The 16808-nt window shown below is 46.2% G+C and carries 17 protein-coding genes and 1 pseudogene; 5 read left to right on the forward strand and 13 right to left on the reverse strand.

The window, feature by feature from the left end; genetic code table 11:
- Positions 1 to 255: 255 nt before the first annotated feature.
- From ABMB67_RS06345 to ABMB67_RS06355, 3 genes are all read right to left on the reverse strand, one after another.
- Entirely contained in the window at positions 256 to 1233 is a 978-nt protein-coding gene (locus tag ABMB67_RS06345; protein WP_354571412.1) for an alpha-ketoacid dehydrogenase subunit beta, read from the reverse strand.
- Between the two features lie 3 nt (positions 1234 to 1236).
- Positions 1237 to 2322 carry a pyruvate dehydrogenase (acetyl-transferring) E1 component subunit alpha gene (gene pdhA / locus ABMB67_RS06350; protein WP_354571413.1) on the reverse strand — a complete coding sequence of 362 codons (1086 nt, stop codon included), beginning with the start codon at positions 2320 to 2322 and terminating at the stop codon, positions 1237 to 1239.
- 536 nt (positions 2323 to 2858) lie between these two features.
- Positions 2859 to 3509: a YkyA family protein gene (locus tag ABMB67_RS06355; protein WP_251221876.1), complete on the reverse strand. Its 651-nt coding sequence runs from the start codon at positions 3507 to 3509 to the stop codon at positions 2859 to 2861.
- A 385-nt stretch (positions 3510 to 3894) separates the two neighbouring features.
- Between ABMB67_RS06355 and ABMB67_RS06360 the strand changes: the two are divergent.
- Positions 3895 to 3978 (forward strand): annotated as a pseudogene (locus tag ABMB67_RS06360) (YjcZ family sporulation protein); the annotation flags it as partial.
- A gap of 247 nt (positions 3979 to 4225) precedes the next feature.
- Positions 4226 to 4777 (forward strand): peptide deformylase, encoded by a 552-nt coding sequence (gene def, locus ABMB67_RS06365; RefSeq protein ID WP_251221875.1) that lies wholly within the window; start codon positions 4226 to 4228, stop codon positions 4775 to 4777.
- Positions 4778 to 5050: 273 nt separating this feature from the next.
- Here def and ABMB67_RS06370 read toward each other — a convergent pair whose 3' ends face one another.
- The gene (locus ABMB67_RS06370; protein ID WP_251221874.1) at positions 5051 to 5830 is read right to left on the reverse strand and encodes a Cof-type HAD-IIB family hydrolase; all 780 of its coding nucleotides are present in this window, start codon (positions 5828 to 5830) and stop codon (positions 5051 to 5053) included.
- A 367-nt stretch (positions 5831 to 6197) separates the two neighbouring features.
- Here ABMB67_RS06370 and ABMB67_RS06375 point away from each other — a divergent pair, with 367 nt between their 5' ends.
- Together ABMB67_RS06375 and rnjA are read left to right on the forward strand one after the other, a co-directional pair.
- Positions 6198 to 6407 carry a DNA-dependent RNA polymerase subunit epsilon gene (locus ABMB67_RS06375; RefSeq protein ID WP_251221873.1) on the forward strand — a complete coding sequence of 70 codons (210 nt, stop codon included), beginning with the start codon at positions 6198 to 6200 and terminating at the stop codon, positions 6405 to 6407.
- 3 nt (positions 6408 to 6410) lie between these two features.
- Positions 6411 to 8078, forward strand: a complete 1668-nt coding sequence (gene rnjA / locus ABMB67_RS06380) for a ribonuclease J1 (protein ID WP_251221872.1) — start codon at positions 6411 to 6413, stop codon at positions 8076 to 8078.
- A 140-nt stretch (positions 8079 to 8218) separates the two neighbouring features.
- Here the strand turns inward: rnjA and ABMB67_RS06385 are convergent, their stop codons facing one another.
- The 3 genes from ABMB67_RS06385 to ABMB67_RS06395 all read right to left on the reverse strand — a co-directional run bounded on the left by ABMB67_RS06385 (position 8219) and on the right by ABMB67_RS06395 (position 10186).
- Positions 8219 to 8902 carry a peptidoglycan recognition protein family protein gene (locus tag ABMB67_RS06385; protein WP_354571414.1) on the reverse strand — a complete coding sequence of 228 codons (684 nt, stop codon included), beginning with the start codon at positions 8900 to 8902 and terminating at the stop codon, positions 8219 to 8221.
- Positions 8903 to 9073: 171 nt separating this feature from the next.
- Positions 9074 to 9526, reverse strand: a complete 453-nt coding sequence (locus ABMB67_RS06390) for a TlpA disulfide reductase family protein (RefSeq protein ID WP_251221870.1) — start codon at positions 9524 to 9526, stop codon at positions 9074 to 9076.
- Positions 9527 to 9634: 108 nt separating this feature from the next.
- Positions 9635 to 10186: a peroxiredoxin gene (locus ABMB67_RS06395; protein WP_251221869.1), complete on the reverse strand. Its 552-nt coding sequence runs from the start codon at positions 10184 to 10186 to the stop codon at positions 9635 to 9637.
- 328 nt (positions 10187 to 10514) lie between these two features.
- On the opposite strand from ABMB67_RS06395, the gene ABMB67_RS06400 reads away from it, so the two are divergent.
- Complete coding sequence (locus tag ABMB67_RS06400; protein WP_354571415.1) at positions 10515 to 11345, forward strand: mechanosensitive ion channel family protein; 831 nt, start codon at positions 10515 to 10517, stop codon at positions 11343 to 11345.
- A 176-nt stretch (positions 11346 to 11521) separates the two neighbouring features.
- Here the strand turns inward: ABMB67_RS06400 and ABMB67_RS06405 are convergent, their stop codons facing one another.
- From ABMB67_RS06405 to gnd, 6 genes are all read right to left on the reverse strand, one after another.
- Complete coding sequence (locus ABMB67_RS06405) at positions 11522 to 11779, reverse strand: YkuS family protein (protein ID WP_354571416.1); 258 nt, start codon at positions 11777 to 11779, stop codon at positions 11522 to 11524.
- A gap of 62 nt (positions 11780 to 11841) precedes the next feature.
- The gene (locus ABMB67_RS06410; protein ID WP_251222223.1) at positions 11842 to 12993 is read right to left on the reverse strand and encodes an N-acetyldiaminopimelate deacetylase; all 1152 of its coding nucleotides are present in this window, start codon (positions 12991 to 12993) and stop codon (positions 11842 to 11844) included.
- Positions 12993 to 14201: an aspartate aminotransferase family protein gene (locus ABMB67_RS06415; protein ID WP_251221866.1), complete on the reverse strand. Its 1209-nt coding sequence runs from the start codon at positions 14199 to 14201 to the stop codon at positions 12993 to 12995. Before ABMB67_RS06415 ends, ABMB67_RS06410 begins: the two co-directional genes overlap by 1 nt.
- 199 nt (positions 14202 to 14400) lie before the next feature.
- Complete coding sequence (dapD, locus tag ABMB67_RS06420) at positions 14401 to 15117, reverse strand: 2,3,4,5-tetrahydropyridine-2,6-dicarboxylate N-acetyltransferase (RefSeq protein WP_251221865.1); 717 nt, start codon at positions 15115 to 15117, stop codon at positions 14401 to 14403.
- A gap of 251 nt (positions 15118 to 15368) precedes the next feature.
- Complete coding sequence (locus tag ABMB67_RS06425; RefSeq protein WP_251221864.1) at positions 15369 to 15626, reverse strand: HPr family phosphocarrier protein; 258 nt, start codon at positions 15624 to 15626, stop codon at positions 15369 to 15371.
- 51 nt (positions 15627 to 15677) lie between these two features.
- The gene (gene gnd / locus ABMB67_RS06430; protein ID WP_285890172.1) at positions 15678 to 16589 is read right to left on the reverse strand and encodes a phosphogluconate dehydrogenase (NAD(+)-dependent, decarboxylating); all 912 of its coding nucleotides are present in this window, start codon (positions 16587 to 16589) and stop codon (positions 15678 to 15680) included.
- Positions 16590 to 16808: the final 219 nt, after the last annotated feature.

The following is a 16808-nucleotide window of genomic DNA, read 5'->3' on the forward strand; positions in this document are numbered from 1 at the left end:
ATTTCTAAAACCAAAACCCTTCACAGGTTCATTAAGAAAAGCCGCCGCACGCTTTCTAAAAAGACGACAGGTAACGAACCGGTCTGCCGCATCCGCGAGCGATTTTCCAAAATCACTTCTTTCCCTTCCTTAAATGAAAGACAGCGGCTCGTTCTGCACGCTGCTTCATCGCCCCATCAACGTGGACATGTCCATTTGATGAGGCCTCTCTTCTTTTTTACCTGTAGGACCTTCTTGTATAGGCTTATCTATTGTTTAAAATTCAATTACTTTTTTTGCTGTTTCAATAATTTCGTTATAATCAGGAATCCAGTCATCCTCCGCTGCCGCAAAAGGATAAATCGTATCAGGTGCCGCCACGCGAAGCACTGGTGCTTCAAGGCTTAAGATCGCCCGTTCAGTAATCTCAGCGACAACATTTGCCGCGATTCCAGCCTGCTTCTGCGCCTCCTGGACGACAATCGCCCGGTTTGTCTTGTTGACTGATTCAATAATCGTATCAATGTCGAGTGGACTAATTGTCCGAAGGTCGATCACTTCAACGTCAATGTTTTCCTTTTCAAGCTCTTCCGCTGCTTTCAGAGAAGCGTGAACCATTGCCCCGTATGTAACAATAGTTAAATCCTTTCCTTCTCTTTTCACATCTGCTTTTCCAAGCGGGATTGTATATTCCTCTTCAGGCACTTCGCCGCGGAAAGAACGATACAGCTTCATATGCTCAAGGTAGACGACCGGATCATTATCACGAATCGCTGAAATGAGAAGCCCTTTTGCATCATATGGAGTCGAAGGGATGACCACCTTTAAACCAGGTGTCTGTGCCATTAGCCCTTCCAAGCTGTCAGCATGCATTTCCGGTGTTTTAACCCCGCCGCCAAAAGGAGAGCGGACGGTAATCGGCGCATACTGTTTTCCACCAGTACGATAACGAAGACGGTTCATCTGACCGGCAACGGAATCGAACACTTCAAAAACGAAGCCGAAGAACTGGATTTCCATGACCGGACGGAAGCCGGTTAAGCCTAGTCCGATCGCCAGGCCGCCAATCCCTGATTCAGCAAGCGGCGTATCAAAAACGCGATCCTCACCGAATTCTTTTTGCAGCCCCTCCGTTGCCCGGAATACACCACCGTTTTTCCCAACATCTTCTCCAAATACGAGTACATCTTCATTATTCTTCAGCTCATTACGCATTGCATCTGTAATGGCTTGAATCATCGTCATTTGCGCCATTGGTTATTTCGACTCCTTTGCTGTGTATTCTTCCATTTGCTCACGAAGGTTGTGCGGTAACTCTTCAAACATAAATCCGATCAGATCTGTTACCTTCTGTTTCGGAGCTGCGTCAGCCTTTTTGATCGCTTCTTTAATTTCTTCCTTCGCCTTTTCAACCACTTCATTTTCCTGTTCTTCACTCCATAACCCTTTGCCCTCAAGGAACTTACGGAAGCGAACAAGCGGATCCTTCTTCGTCCATTCATCATCCAGTTCAGATGAACGGTAACGCGTCGGGTCATCCCCCGCCATTGTGTGCGGACCATAGCGGTACGTCAACGTTTCGATTAAAGTAGGACCTTCGCCGGCAAGCGCGCGCTCTCTCGCTTCTTTCGTCGCCACATAAACAGCAAGCACGTCCATTCCGTCTACTTGAATCCCTTCGATTCCGGCTGCAACTGCTTTTTGAGCGATCGTCTTTGCTGCGGACTGCTTCTCAACAGGCACAGAAATCGCAAAGCGGTTGTTTTGCACAACAAAAACAGCTGGAGCATTATAAGCTCCGGCAAAGTTCATTCCTTCATAGAAATCCCCTTGTGAAGATCCGCCGTCACCTGTGTATGTGATCGCGATATTTTCTTTTCCTTTCCGCTTAAGTCCTAAAGCAACTCCGGCAGTTTGGACAATTTGCGCACCGATAATGATTTGCGGCACCATAATGTTTAAGCCGTCCGGGAATTGACCGCCGCCAAAGTGACCGCGTGACCAAAGGAATGCCTGATGAAGCGGCAACCCATGATAAAGAATTTGCGGAATATCGCGATACCCCGGTAAAATCCAGTCTTTTGAATCAAGTGCGAAATGGGAACCGAGCATTGAAGCTTCCTGTCCCGCCACCGGCGCGTAGAAACCGAGGCGCCCTTGACGATTTAATGAAATCGCCCGCTGATCCAGAATGCGCGTATACACCATCCGGCGCATAAGCTCCTGTAACTCTTCATCTTTCAAATCAGGCATCGCGTCTTTGTTAACAACTTCGCCCTCTTCATTTAAAATTTGGAACGTTTCAAATTGACTTTCCACTTGCTCTAACGTTTTTGTACTCATTGCCCTTCACCTCTTCCTTTCGTTTAAAAAAGTTTTCGTATTAGTCAGCTTTCATCACGTATGACCTTAATTTTACAATCAGTTCATCATCCTATAGGATACCCAAACTACCTTTATCCATAACCCGGCAGCTGCCAGATCAAACGTCGTTTACCTAAGTAAAACGATGGGTTTACAGAATTTTGGCACATCCTATCATTTCAAGAAAGCAAACTATACTTGGCTTCATGAAAAAAGTGATCTGTATCAGTTTTTTCTGGATGAAAGTAATACAACATATCCTTCTGGCATTAAGTCTACCCTACTTTGCAGAAATTCGTCAATCCTTTTTACTTAACGTCCTCCTATAAAGATTTTGACTCATGATTTTTGGTTTCCGAACTAAACTGTGTTATAGATCAACCTCAAACATTGGTAGTACAGCTCAACCGAAGAAAAGCTGATAGGTCTTTTACTTGCAAGCCGCCACCCTTCCCCAATCCGACCCGAAAAATTTACCCTTCTCCATCTAAAAAAAACAGCTGACTTCGAAGCAGTTATTCAAACTGCACCTCGAGTTCAGCTGTCTCATAAAAAAGCCTTTTCTTTTCATTATATTCATCCGTATATTGATTAAACTGCTCTTTTTCCTTTGAAACGACTTCATATGACGCATTCACGGTATCGATTTGAGCTTGAAGTTCTTCCATCGTAAGCTCTTCCTGCTTCAACATCGTAAAAAGCGCTTCATCTTCTTTCGCCGCTGTAACATAGGCTTCATAAAGCTTTTGATAATGCTCATAACGTTTGTCCATCGCCGCGATTAATTCGGCCAGGAGGCTGCGGAGCTGTTCGTCTTCCACCTCGTCTTCGGCCGGCTTGATTAACTCAAATTCGGCATAGCTGCGTTCAATACTTTCTTTTTCCGTTTCTATCATAGCGAGCCGGGAAGCAATTGAAGCCAGCGCCTCATCTGCCAATTCGCTAATTTCCTCCATATCATTGACACCAAGGGCGATAATTTGTTCAAACAATTCATTTTCCTTCAGTTCTGCTGCCTGAAGCGGCTCCTGCTGCTCTTCAAAAGGTTGCTCGAGCTCGACAGCTGCTTCCAGGTGCTGGTAAACAGTCTCAGCCGGTTCTTCTCCACAGCCGCTAAGCAGCGCAGCAGCCATGACGACCAGTACGATCCATTTTCGATGCTTCACCCTTCTTCCCCCTATCTTCTTTCTCTATACCCAGTTTCCCACCCCACTACACTAAATCAATCAGCAGAAATTGACAATACCTTTTCCAGATTTCCAATTCTAATTATGGCTAGTATATGATCGCCTTTTTTTCAATATGTGCTTGTCCACAAAATAAAATGAAAAAGTCCGATTGTTTTTAGGAAAAATAGGCATTCATCCAACCGTCCTTAGTGAAAATGCATATTGTAGTTAGTGAATCGCAGGCTAATGCGGTGTTATCAAAAAGGAGGAATGTAGAATGTACGGATACGGTGGAAACTGTTGTTATGATCCTTGTGGATATGGATATGGCGCTCCAGTAGCAGGCGCAGGCTATGGCCCTGGTTTTGGCGGCGGCGGTTGCGGATACGGAAGAGGCTTTGCTTTAATCGTCGTGCTTTTCATCCTGCTTATCATTGTAGGAGCTTCTCGTTTCGGCCCATGCTAAACAACCGCTTCAAAGCAGCGTGAGAAGGCTGCGCAACGGTTTCAGAGAGCCAGTGGGAAAGGATGTTCTTTCCTCCTGGCTGCGCGCAGTATGAACCGTTGCCCTTCTTTGTTTCATTTATGGACAGCCCTTTGCAGGGGGTACTCGGCCAACCGATCTTGCTTTTTAATTTGATCGCAAAAGTCTTGATCTTTCTTGAAAATGTACATAAAGTATGTGGTAAGGGTAAAGGAGTGATGAATGAAAGATGTTAACGATGAAAGATATTGTACGTGAAGGTGATCCCGTCTTACGGCAGGTTGCCGAAGAAGTGTCCCTCCCACTAAGTGAAGATGACAAAGCGACTTTACAAAAGATGCTTGAGTTCGTTATAAACAGTCAGGATCCCGAGATCGCTGAAAAATATGCGCTCAGACCCGGGGTTGGATTGGCGGCTCCGCAAATCGGCATCTCGAAAAGAATGTTTGCCGTCCATGTGACAGACGAGCAGGATCAGCTGTATAGCATGGGGATTATTAATCCGAAAATAATCAGCCATTCCGTCGAAGAAACTCATTTGGAGAATGGGGAAGGCTGCTTATCGGTTGATCGTGATATTCCTGGAATTGTTCCGCGGTATGCGCGGATTACGGTAAAGGCGACTACGCTCGAGGAAGAAGAAGTGACGTTGCGTCTGCGCGGCATGGTAGCGATTGTCTTTCAGCATGAACTGGATCACCTGAACGGAATCATGTTCTACGACCGTATCGAAGACTTTGAAGACAAGCTGAAAAAAAGCGTCCCAAGTCATTTACGGTAAAGAACCTCGTATTAAAAAGAGCTTGGTCTAAAACTAGCTTTGGACCTACTGGCAATGGCTTCACACGCCACAAGCCCGTTGTGAGAAACCCGCTCACAACGGGCTTTAAAAGATCGTGGCGGTTCCGCTCATTGCTTAGAGAGACTGGGAAAAAGGTCAAAAACAACCTTATTGTCCCAGTCTCTTTATACCGAGCATTTCCCCGTTACGGGCTTTACGAATAAAGCCGCTGCATTTTGCCTTTTACCATTCAACTCTTAAAACAGCCTCTTTTTACAGCAGTCCTGTATAGCGCAGTCCATGCAGGATGCCATCTTCGTTCACTGGTTTTGTGACATAATTGGCGACAGCCTTCGCTTCTTCTCTCCCATCTCCCATCGCCACGCCGGTTCCAACGAACTGAAGCATTTCCAGGTCATTTAACGCATCGCCAAAAGCATACGACTGCTCCTGCGGAATAAATAAATAATCGAGAACCTGCTTGATTCCTCTCGCTTTCGAGCCGCCTCCCGGAAGAATATCGACGGAATAAGGATGCCAACGAATGTAATCAAAATGATTATGCCCCTGAACATAGATCTCTTCCTCTTCTTCCTGACAGAACAGAAGGGCCTGATAAATTTTGCGCTGATGATATTCGCCTTTTTTCACAGGCGGATACGGGAGCTTAAGCCCTCCGAGACTTTCTGCTATATAATGATCGTCGGCGCGATTGGCGACCGCACCGTTATGGTCAAGAAAGACCATTGAATGATTTGCCTGCTCGGCAGCCTTCTCCAGCCGGATTAACTCGTTCGTCGTCAGCGGTACGTCATGAATGACCTTCCCTTCCACAACAACATAAGAGCCATTAAAGCTGACATACGACTCGATTCCAAGCTCTTCCCGCAGCTCCTTGAACATAAACGGAGCCCGGCCTGTTGCAATCGCGACATAAACGCCTTTTTCCTGCAAGGAAAAAATAGCTTCCTTCGTTGATTGCGGCAACTCCTTCTCTTCATTCAAAAGCGTCCCATCAATATCGAAGAAGACAATCGGTTTATTCTTTTTCATTTTTTTCTCCCCACTTTCTATCTCTCGTTCACTCTTCAAAGAAACTTCCAGCCATTTCCTTGAACAGATTATAATCGGTTCACACATACTAAGCATAACAAAAACCTCTCTGGTTGGACACGTTTGGAACTTAAAATCTTTGTTAAGGAGGAATGGAATCATGTTAAAAAAACTTCGCAAAAAAATTATAAAAGGCTGTCGGCAGCTTTTACCAAAAAATAGACTTATTGAAGTATAATGTACGTTGGTTATGTGAAAAATGGCGGTTGAAGCAGCCGTTCTTCCAAGGCGTCAAAAGAAAAACATGAAATAGTGCTATATTTGCTTTATAATGAAAATATAACCAACGGTAAGGAGAGGTAGAACTATGATTTATAAAGTGTTTTTTCAAGAGAATTTTAAAGAAGTGCCTGTACGGGAATACACAGAAGCAATTTATGTGGAGGCGGAATCGGAAGCTGACGTGCGCAGAAAGCTTGCCCCGCGTAAATACAACATCGAATTTATAACGCCAATCTCTGGTGCGTTTTTGGAGTATGAAGAAAACAAAGAAGATTTCAAAGTGGAGTCGTTATAATATATGAAGCAAGTTAAAAACAATCAGACAGCCGTCTTTGCACTTGGCGGTTTAGGCGAAATTGGCAAGAACACGTACGCGGTCCAATTTCAGGATGAAATCATTTTAATCGATGCCGGAATTAAGTTTCCAGAGGACGAGCTTCTCGGAATCGATTATGTCATTCCCGACTACACGTATTTAGTGAAGAACGAGGATAAAATCAAAGGTCTTTTTATCACGCACGGACATGAAGACCATATCGGCGGCATTCCCTATCTTCTGCGGGAAATAAATGTGCCCATTTACGGCGGCAAGCTGGCGTTAGGCTTATTAAAAGGCAAGCTGGAGGAACATGGACTGTTGCGTAAAGCAAAGTTTCATGAAATTCATGAAGATCAGATCGTCAAGTTCGCGAAAACATCAGTGACGTTCTTCCGGACGACTCACAGCATCCCTGATTCTTATGGAATCGTCGTCAAGACGCCTCCCGGCAACGTCGTCCATACCGGGGATTTCAAATTCGACTTCACTCCGGTCGGAGAGCCTGCCAACTTGACGAAAATGGCAAAGATCGGTGAAGAAGGCGTGCTCTGCTTGCTTTCAGATAGTACGAACAGTGAAATCCCTGATTTCACGATGTCGGAGCGAAAGGTCGGCGAAAGCATTGACTCGATTTTCCGCAAGGTCGATGGCCGGATTATTTTTGCGACATTTGCCTCAAACATTCACCGCCTGCAGCAGGTCGTCGAAGCAGCCGTCCATCACGGACGAAAAATAGCGGTGTTTGGCAGAAGTATGGAATCAGCGTTAACAATCGGACAGGAGCTGGGCTATATTCACGCGCCGAAGAACACGTTTATCGAAACGTCCCAATTGAACAAGCTTCCTGATAATCAAGTCACGATTTTATGTACGGGAAGTCAGGGAGAACCGATGGCGGCGCTTTCCCGAATTGCAAATGGGACGCATCGCCAAATTCAGATCATTCCCGGCGACACCGTCGTCTTTTCGTCTTCTCCGATTCCGGGGAACACACTAAGCGTCAGCAAGACGATCAACCAGCTTTACCGCGCCGGGGCTGACGTTATTAGCGGACCACTCAATGACATTCACACATCCGGACACGGCGGCCAGGAAGAGCAAAAGCTGATGCTTCGTTTAATGAAGCCGCAATACTTTATGCCGATCCACGGTGAATACCGGATGCTTAAAATGCATATTAGATTAGCCAAGGATTGTGGAGTTGACGAAAAGAACAGCTTTATTATGGAAAATGGCGATGTCCTCGCCCTTCACCCTGATGAAGCCGGAGTTGTCGGAAAGATTCCATCCGGTTCTGTCTACGTCGACGGAAATGGAATTGGCGATATCGGAAATATCGTTTTACGTGACCGTCGCATTCTTTCAGAGGAAGGGCTGGTCGTCGTCGTCGTCAGCTTGAACATGAAGGAATTCAAAGTAACAGCCGGTCCTGATTTAATCTCCCGCGGGTTTGTCTACATGAGAGAGTCGAGCGACTTAATTAATGAAGCGCAGAAGCTGTTATCTGCTCATTTGGACAGTGTTATGGAAAGAAAGACGACGCAATGGTCTGAAATTAAAAATGAAATTACCGATTTACTAAGTCCGTTTTTATACGAACGGACAAAGCGCAGACCGATGATCCTTCCGATTATCATGGAAGTGTGAAGCAGCATAGCTTCACGCCAAAGGGGGCTGGGACAATAGGTTGTTTTTTGACCTTTTTCCCAGCCTCTCTAAGCAATGAGCGGAACCGCCACGATCTTTTAAAGTCCAAAGCTAGTTTTGTCTCAAGCTCTTTTCTCTCTTTATCCAAATAACCGGCCCCATGTTTCCGGACCGGTAATTCCATCGACGGCAATTCCCGCCTGCTGTTGGAAGTGGATAACAGCGGCAGCGGTTTGCGGTCCGTACATTCCGTCTATCGGACCCGGTGAAAATCCAAGCTCTTTTAGCCTCTGCTGTATCGCTTTCACCTCCGGCCCTTTATCTCCTTTTGAAAAAAGTGCTTTCGTTCCACCCTTCGTTAGTTCACGGCGAAATTCACTCATCGAAAAAGCAGGACAAGCTTTCCATTGATAGCCAGGAAACTCCTGATGACCTAGCACGCGCTCTTTCGGGATGCCCAGCTCCTGCATCAAGCTTTTTGTTAATGCAACAGCAGCAGCCCGCTGAACCGGCTGTAGCCGTTCTTGACGAAAGTCACCGACGAGGCAAATCCCGATCGCCCCCGCGTTGCTGTTGCCAACATGATAGCTGACCGTCTCGACCGAATGACACCAGCTGATTATCCCTTCCTTGTCCACCACATAATGATAGCCAATCCCCGGCCAGCCGAGCTGAGTAACGTGGTAAGCAGCGAAAGCTTCTGCACTGCCGCTTACAGTCGCACTATGATGAATCGCAATAAATTGAATGTCGCGGCGCGTCCGCCTTTGATAATATCTAGCGCCATGTACGGTAAGTGAATGACGTTTATCAACAATTTTCATTCCCACTCCCCTTCCTTTTTCAGTTATCTATAAATAGAAAAAAGAAAGAAAAAAAGGGGAGAAGCTTAGAGATAAAATTAGCTTTGGACCTAGTGGCAATGCTTAAGGGGCTGGGAAAAGGTAAAAAACAACCTTTTATCCCAGCCCCCTCAAAGCCGGTGCATTATTCGCTTATTCTTTAATACCTAACACGCGGTTCACACGCTTTGTCAGCATTTTCATGCCGCCGCCGCCCGCTTGAAAGTGGCGAAGCTGACCTTCTTCGTCAAATACATAGTAAGCTGGAACGTATTCATTTTCAAACGCGTCTGTCAGCTTATGTTCACTATCAACGAAAATCGGCTGAGAAATATTATGCTCCTCGGCGACCTTTTTAATTTCATCAAGGTCTAAATCCTTTTCAGATCGAGGCATATGAACAGCGACCACATTTAACTTGTCTTCGTATTGATCACGAAATTCATTCACATTTGGCATTGCTTCCTTACATAAGCCGCAGCTAATTGACCAAAAATGAATCAATGTCGGTTTGTTTCCAATTAGATCACTCTTTGTATATTCACCATTTAACCAGGTTGTTGCGCCATCAAGTTCAGGCATTTGTGAGCGTAATTTAAGCGCCATCGAAAAAGCCTCCTATTCCTGTATGTTCATTTATTGTAGCCGGAAGGGAGCGGGGGTGTCCCACAGGCATGAAAGCCTTGATGAGACACCCCCTTCTTTCACCCATCTTTACACGTTAAGCGTTGCTTGACCTGGCTTCCAGTTGGCCGGGCATAGTCCACCAGTTTGTAATGCTTGAAGAACGCGGAGTGTTTCATCCACATCACGGCCGATGTTGTTATGGTTTACAACAGAGTACATTAACTCGCCTTCAGGGCTGATAATGAACAGGCCACGAAGAGCAACCCCTTCTTCTTCAATCAATACGCCATAGTCGCGTGCTACAGTGTGGTTTGTATCAGCAGCAAGCGGATATTTCAAATCACCAAGTCCGTTATCATCACGAGATGTGTTGATCCATGCTTTGTGAGTGTGAATCGTATCTGTTGATACGCCGATTACTTCCGCATCAAGATCCTCGAACTCATCAAAACGGTCGCTTAGCGACGTAATTTCTGTCGGACAAACGAAAGTGAAGTCCATTGGATAGAAGAAGAGGACAGTCCACTTGTCATTTTTCATGTTTTCTTCAAGGCTTACCTTACCGAACTCTTTATTCGGCATTACAGCATCCATTTCAAATCTTGGTGCTTGCTTAGCTACCATTCGCTTATCTGTCATATGTAAAAACCTCCCAAAATAAAATTATTTTTTCCCTTCGCCGTCATTATAAAAGAAGATTACTTACTAGTCAATATTAACTAATAATCAATATAAACTACTGCTTCAAAGAAATGCAGCAATTGTATTATACCCGTTCTTCCTTTATTTAAACGACGATTCCCTCAATTATTATAGCAATGATTTCCTTAAAAAGCGAAGCATATGCTCGATGATTCTCATTTGCAACTTTGTTACGGTTGAGTGAACACTTTTTTTATGCTAGGATTGTGCGGTGTAAAGTTTAAAGATAGACAGATCGGTTATATTTTACATAAGGAGTGGTTAGATGTCACAATGGCTGAACAATTGGACGGAAGGGGCTTTTCTGCTCGGGATCGCGATGATCATTGGCCAGGTTATTCTGGCGATTATTGCCTTTTTTATTGCCCGCTCGATCGGAACAAGACTGATTCGCGGCACATTCTCAAAAATGGAAAGACAGAAAAATATGTCGGCAGGACGGGTGCAAACATTACAGAAGCTCTCGGTAAATGCGTTCTCCTACGTTCTTATCTTTGTATTTATCACGATCGTCATCAGCATCTTTGGCTTAAATCCAACTGGATTGATTGCCGGTGCCGGCGTCGTCGGTCTGGCGATCGGCTTCGGTGCTCAAGGTCTCGTCAGCGATGTCGTAACTGGCTTTTTTCTCTTACTTGAAAAACAAATCGATGTTGACGACTATGTGACAGCAGGCGGTGTGGACGGCGTCGTTGAAGAAGTCGGTTTACGCACGACGCAAATAAGAGGATTTGACGGCACATTGCATTTTATTCCTAATCGTGATATTAGCAGCGTCAGCAATCATTCACGCGGCAATATGCGCGCCCTGGTCGATATTAGTATATCCTATGATGATAACATCGATTATGCGATTGCTGTTTTGCAGCAGGCGTGCGACCGGATTGCCGCCGAGGACCCGACAATCAAGGAAGGACCGAACGTGATCGGCGTTCAAGGTCTCGGAGATTCAGATATCGTTTTGCGGATTATCGCCAAAACAGAAAATATGGCGCAATGGGCGGTCGAGCGCAAGCTGCGGAAAGAGTTGAAAGAAGCGTTAGATGCCAATAATATTGAAATCCCTTTTCCACATCAAGTGTATATCGAAAAATAGAAAGAGGATCTACCGACAAATGAAAGAAGGGTGGGATAAATGGTTGTTTTTCCCTTTTACCCCACCCTCACATGCCAAAGCCGGTTTTTATGCAGAACCGACGCCCTCTGTAACGTAACCGCCGATCCGCTTGCACACGGCGCTGACTGCAACGTTTCGGCTTAGCCTTCTCCCGATTAAGCTTGTTGTTGGTTGACCTTCTGCTCGACCATCTGGCAAACTTCCTGCGCACTCATCCCGTGGGCATTAATGACAGAGCCTTGAATAGCGGCATCTTGAACGCCCATCACATTCTGGTCGCCACCAGTGATGACGCAGCAGTCGCAGCCATTGGCGTCTGTTTCCTGCTTCAATGGCACAACCTCATACCCCATTTGCTCCAGCTCCTGCTGCACCGCTGTTAATGACTGTTCTACCCCAATTTTCTTCGCCATGTTATATTGCACCTCCGTAAGTAGTGTAGTAGCACTCCTTACGGTTTCCCGTTCAGCGAAAATTATTCATGCTCTCCTCTATAACCGTTTTGATCTCTTTCCTTCAAATAACGGATAAGCAGGTCGACCGCTACGTTGATCGCCTCTTCTTTCGGCTCAAGCCGCGCATCATGAAGTCCATGTTCACTCTCAACTCCGAGCCAAAACATCATTCCCGGAATTTTCTCAAGAAAATAACCGAAGTCTTCCCCCGTCATCGCTTCTGGAGCACGGACGAAGGTAACAGCCTCGTAGCGCTTAGCGAAGTCAATAAAAGCAGCGGTGCTTGCTTCGTCATTATACACCTGGCAGTAGTTGGCGCCATAATCAATGGAAGCCTTACAAGCAAAACCAACTTCAATTCCAGCGACCAGCGCTTCAATTCGCGCTTTAATCTGCTTCATCGTGTCAATTGAACGTGTGCGAATAGTGCCTTCAATCGTCGCTGTTTCCGCGATAATATTTTGCTTTGTTCCGCCTTTAATCACGCCAATCGTAATGACTCCGGCGTCGAGCGGATTCACATTGCGGGCGACAATCGTCTGAAGCTGGGTTACAAGCTGACTGGCCGCGACAACCATATCATTTGCCGTATGCGGATAAGCGGCGTGTCCTCCCTTTCCCTTCAACGTAATGAACAGCTCCGACGTATTGGCAAAAAGCAGACCGGGCTTTGTCGCAACGGTTCCAACCGGGTACTCCGGCGCAATATGCAGCGCCAGCATTTCATCAGGCCACCATTTTTTGAACGTCCCGGATTCCAGCATTGGCAGCGCGCCTCCAGGTCCTTCCTCAGCCGGCTGAAACAGAAAGAGCATATTTTCACGGGGCTGCTGCTCGGCGAAATGGCTTAATACGCCAAGTGCAATCGTCATATGGAAATCATGACCGCAGGCGTGCATCGCCCCTTCATGCCGCGAACGAAAATCAGCATAGCCTGTCTGCTCTTCTATTGGCAATCCGTCAATGTCAGCCCGGTATGCGACTGTTTTTGTCCCAACAGATCCTTTGACATGGACGAAAATTCCTGTTCTCCATGTTTCCACCGTCAAAAAATCCTGGCGCATGTCCTTGATTCGCTCAAGCAAATAGCGCTGTGTCTTGATTTCCTGATACCCGAGCTCCGGAATTTGATGAAGCTCGCGGCGAATTTTCACTAATTCGTTTGCGGCAATCATGACCGGCCTCCAACATCAGCCAGCTGTTGCTCCAGCTTCGTGATAAAGACTTCGATGTCTTCTTCCGACAAGGTGAGCGGCGGCAAAAGGCGGATAATCGTTTGCTGCGTCACATCGACCATCACACCTTGCTCAAGCAATCCTCGTTGAATCGCCTTTACGTGTGCCGGTTCCAGATCCAGCACAATTCCGAGCATCATCCCTTTTCCTCTTACCTCATTGATAAAATGAGGGTAGCGCTTTTGCAGCTCGTAAATGCTCGTCAGCAATAGGTCCGCCGCCTCTTTGCCCCGCTCCAGCTGCTGCTGCCCGATCAGCACATCTATCACGGCATTGCCTAAAGCCGCGCTTAATGGCGATGGTGCAAATGTTGTCCCATGATCGCCAGGCTGAAATAAATCAGCGAGCTTTTCGGCGGCAATAATTCCGCCAAGCGGCAGACCGCCGCCAATCCCTTTTGCAAACAAAATCACATCCGGCTCAATTCCAGCATCCTGATAAGCAAAAAAAGTGCCGGTCCGGCCTACGCCTGTCTGGATTTCATCCATGCATAAAAGGACCCCGTATTGCCTACAAAGTGCTTCCATTGCTTGTAAATAGGAGCTGCTTAGCGGCACAATCCCCCCGGAACCAAGCAAGGGTTCGGCAATGATGGCCGCTGGCTGATGCTGCTGGAAAATCGTTTCGAGCGCTGCTGAATCTCCTGGCTCAACTTCATAAACAGGGACATCCGTCACCGGAAAGTCCTGATAAACACCGGGCTGTCTCGTTAGCTTCAGCGCCCCGAGCGTCCGGCCATGAAAGCTTTTCTTCATGACGACGATCCCCCGGCGTTCCTCGCCCTGCCGCTTCGTCCATTTATGAATCAGCTTAACCGCCGCTTCGGTAGACTCGGCTCCAGAGTTCGTAAAGAAGACCTTTCCGGCGATCGAGAGCTTTGTCAGCTTTTCGGCAAGCGTTATCGCCGGCTTATTGTAGAACACATTTGAAATATGAAGAAATTGATCTCCCTGTTCATGTAACGCCTTCAGTACCGCAGGATGAGAATGTCCGAGAATGTTTACCGCCAACCCGGTGAAAAGATCCAAATATTTTTTTCCATCTTCATCGATTAAATAATTCCCCTCGCCTTTTGCTATCACAATAGGCAGCCGGCCATATGTCGACATTACAGCCTGCTTGTCACGTTCAATCCAATTTGACACGGTCGTTTTCCCCTTTCACGCTCTGTAAGGAAATAGGGTTGTCCGAAAAGCCCGGCTTTTGGTCAACCCTTTAAGAAAAGCTGAAGCCGCAGCACGCAGGTCAACCGTTGCACAGGCTCCACTTGTTGCTTCGGGGCCGTGTCAAAAGAGAGGATTTCCCTTTTAACACAGCCCCGTATTTATGAGATGCTATTTTTCTTTAGTCATTTAAACGACGAAGCTCTTGTCTGATTTCGGTCTTCCCTTTCGTCTTTTCATCTATTTCTTTAATGACACGGGCAGGTGTACCAGCGACAACCGTGTTTGGCGGCACGTCTTCAATCACAACAGCTCCAGCTGCGACAACGGCGCCCTTTCCGACAGTCACACCTTCAAGCACGACACAGTTCGCGCCAATGACGACATCATCCTCAACAATAACCGGCTGCGCAGAAGGCGGCTCAATGACGCCGGCCAGCACGGAACCTGCTCCAATATGACAGTTCTTTCCGACTGTAGCTCGTCCGCCGAGGACTACGTTCATATCGATCATCGTACCTTCGCCGATAACCGCGCCAATATTAATGCTTGCCCCCATCATAATAACGGCATTATTTCCGATTTCCACTTGATCACGGATGATCGCGCCCGGCTCGATACGCGCTTGAATGTTTTTCATATCAAGCAATGGAATCGCGGAGTTGCGGCGGTCGTTTTCCACGACTACATCTTCAATCCGCGACTCGTTCGCCTTCAATGCCGGCTCAATATCGCTCCATTCGCCAAAGAGAACACCGACATTCCCTGTAATAAACGTTTTTGTATTCGCACCGAAATCAATGCCGGCTACATCGCCTTTAATATGTACTTTTACCGGGGTTTTCTTTTCGCTTTCTGAAATAAATTTAATAATCTCATTTGCATCCATCATCTTCATCGTTTTATTCCTCCTCAACAATTAAAACAATCTCTTCATTATGATAAAGATATCATGATAAAATTGCAATCAAAACAGCGACTTTTGTCAGAAAGAAGCGTGACGTCTCTCTTGAAGCAGGCCGTTTCTTCCAAAAAGGCAGAATGCTGTCAACCGCATCAGGAAGAGGATGCCGCCAGTGCCTCTTCACAATAAAAGAAAGAGTGGTAAAAAGGATGAACGCCCCTTCCCCCACTCCCCAAGATCTAAATTTACGTCAAATAGTTGACCACTGCCGCCAATGCCTCTTCACAATCCTCGCCAACTGCCCGAACATTGACTGTATCACCGTTATGAATTTGCAGCGTAATCAGGCCGAGAAAGCTTTTAATATTGACTTCGATCACCTTGCCTCCGACAATTTTCTTAATATACACCTCTGAAGAAAACGGCTGCAAATCTTTACTGAGCTCTACAATCGTCTGTTCCTCTGAAATATTAATTTGAATATCCTTCGTCACTGATTTCACGATAATCGCTCCCTCCCTGTCATTCGTTTAGTCTTACCTTCCCTGCTCTGATTATGATTCTGCTTTGACAACTTCATGCCCGCCAAATTCATTGCGGAGAGCGGCAACGACTTTTCCTGTGAACGTATCCTCTTCCTGGGAACGATAGCGCATCATCAGCGAAAGTGCGATAATTGGTGCCGCTGTTTGTAAATCAAGCGCGGTCTCAACCGTCCATTTCCCTTCTCCAGAAGAATTCATCACCCCGCGGATCTGTTCAAGCTTCGGATCCTTGGAAAAGGCATTCTGCGTAAGCTCCATTAACCAGGAGCGAATGACTGAGCCATGATTCCAAACACGCGCCACTTCCTCATAATCATAATCAAACGGACTTTTTTCAAGAATGTCGAAGCCTTCGGCAATCGCCTGCATCATGCCGTATTCAATGCCATTATGAATCATTTTCAAGAAATGCCCGCTTCCGACCTCACCACAGCCGAGGTAACCATTCTCAATCGTCAGCGCTTTAAACACCGGCTCTAACAATTGAAGCGCTTTCTTGCTTCCCCCTGCCATAATACACGCTCCATGGCGCGCTCCATCTACTCCGCCGCTCGTTCCGACATCGACGAACTCAATCCCCTTTTCATTCAGCGCTGCCGCCCGCCGAAGTGTATCTTTGTAATTGGAATTACCGCCATCAATGATGATATCTCCTTGCTCAAGAAATGGCGCGACACCGGTAATCACGTCTTCCGTAATATCGCCAGCAGGAACCATCAGCCAGACGACACGCGGTTTTTCCAGTTTTGCGATAAGCTCTTGAAACGTATACGCCCCGCTTGCCCCGTGCTCTTCAATTTTATCCACTTGCTCTTTATTGACATCACTGGCGACCACTTTGTAATGGTGATCCAGCAAATTCAATGCGAGATTAAAGCCCATTTTCCCCAGCCCGATCAATCCAATATTCATTCTCTTCAGCTCCTTTAGTCGTTTTAAATTGACAATGAAAAATATTTCTTTATTATAACATTAGGACGAAAAATTATTTTTATCTCTTTTTTTATTATAAGATAATTTTTTTCTTTTTCAATATTTTAATAGAAAAAATATTCTGTATGATATACTAGAACTAAGGAATGAATGCGCTTTCTTATCATCACATCTTAAGCTTACTTTTATCGCGTGCTCATTTATTAA

Source organism: Halalkalibacter oceani (genome assembly GCF_040544555.1).
Classification (GTDB): Bacteria; Bacillota; Bacilli; order Bacillales; family Bacillaceae_D; genus Halalkalibacter; species Halalkalibacter oceani.

Coding starts and splice junctions, on each gene's coding strand:
- ABMB67_RS06345 (WP_354571412.1), bottom strand. CDS start 1,233: ATGGCGCAAATGACGATGATTCAAGCCATTACAGATGCAATGCGTAAT.
- pdhA (WP_354571413.1), bottom strand. CDS start 2,322: ATGAGTACAAAAACGTTAGAGCAAGTGGAAAGTCAATTTGAAACGTTC.
- def (WP_251221875.1), top strand. CDS start 4,226: ATGTTAACGATGAAAGATATTGTACGTGAAGGTGATCCCGTCTTACGG.
- ABMB67_RS06370 (WP_251221874.1), bottom strand. CDS start 5,830: ATGAAAAAGAATAAACCGATTGTCTTCTTCGATATTGATGGGACGCTT.
- ABMB67_RS06375 (WP_251221873.1), top strand. CDS start 6,198: ATGATTTATAAAGTGTTTTTTCAAGAGAATTTTAAAGAAGTGCCTGTA.
- rnjA (WP_251221872.1), top strand. CDS start 6,411: ATGAAGCAAGTTAAAAACAATCAGACAGCCGTCTTTGCACTTGGCGGT.
- ABMB67_RS06385 (WP_354571414.1), bottom strand. CDS start 8,902: ATGAAAATTGTTGATAAACGTCATTCACTTACCGTACATGGCGCTAGA.
- ABMB67_RS06390 (WP_251221870.1), bottom strand. CDS start 9,526: ATGGCGCTTAAATTACGCTCACAAATGCCTGAACTTGATGGCGCAACA.
- ABMB67_RS06395 (WP_251221869.1), bottom strand. CDS start 10,186: ATGACAGATAAGCGAATGGTAGCTAAGCAAGCACCAAGATTTGAAATG.
- ABMB67_RS06400 (WP_354571415.1), top strand. CDS start 10,515: ATGTCACAATGGCTGAACAATTGGACGGAAGGGGCTTTTCTGCTCGGG.
- ABMB67_RS06405 (WP_354571416.1), bottom strand. CDS start 11,779: ATGGCGAAGAAAATTGGGGTAGAACAGTCATTAACAGCGGTGCAGCAG.
- dapD (WP_251221865.1), bottom strand. CDS start 15,117: ATGAAGATGATGGATGCAAATGAGATTATTAAATTTATTTCAGAAAGC.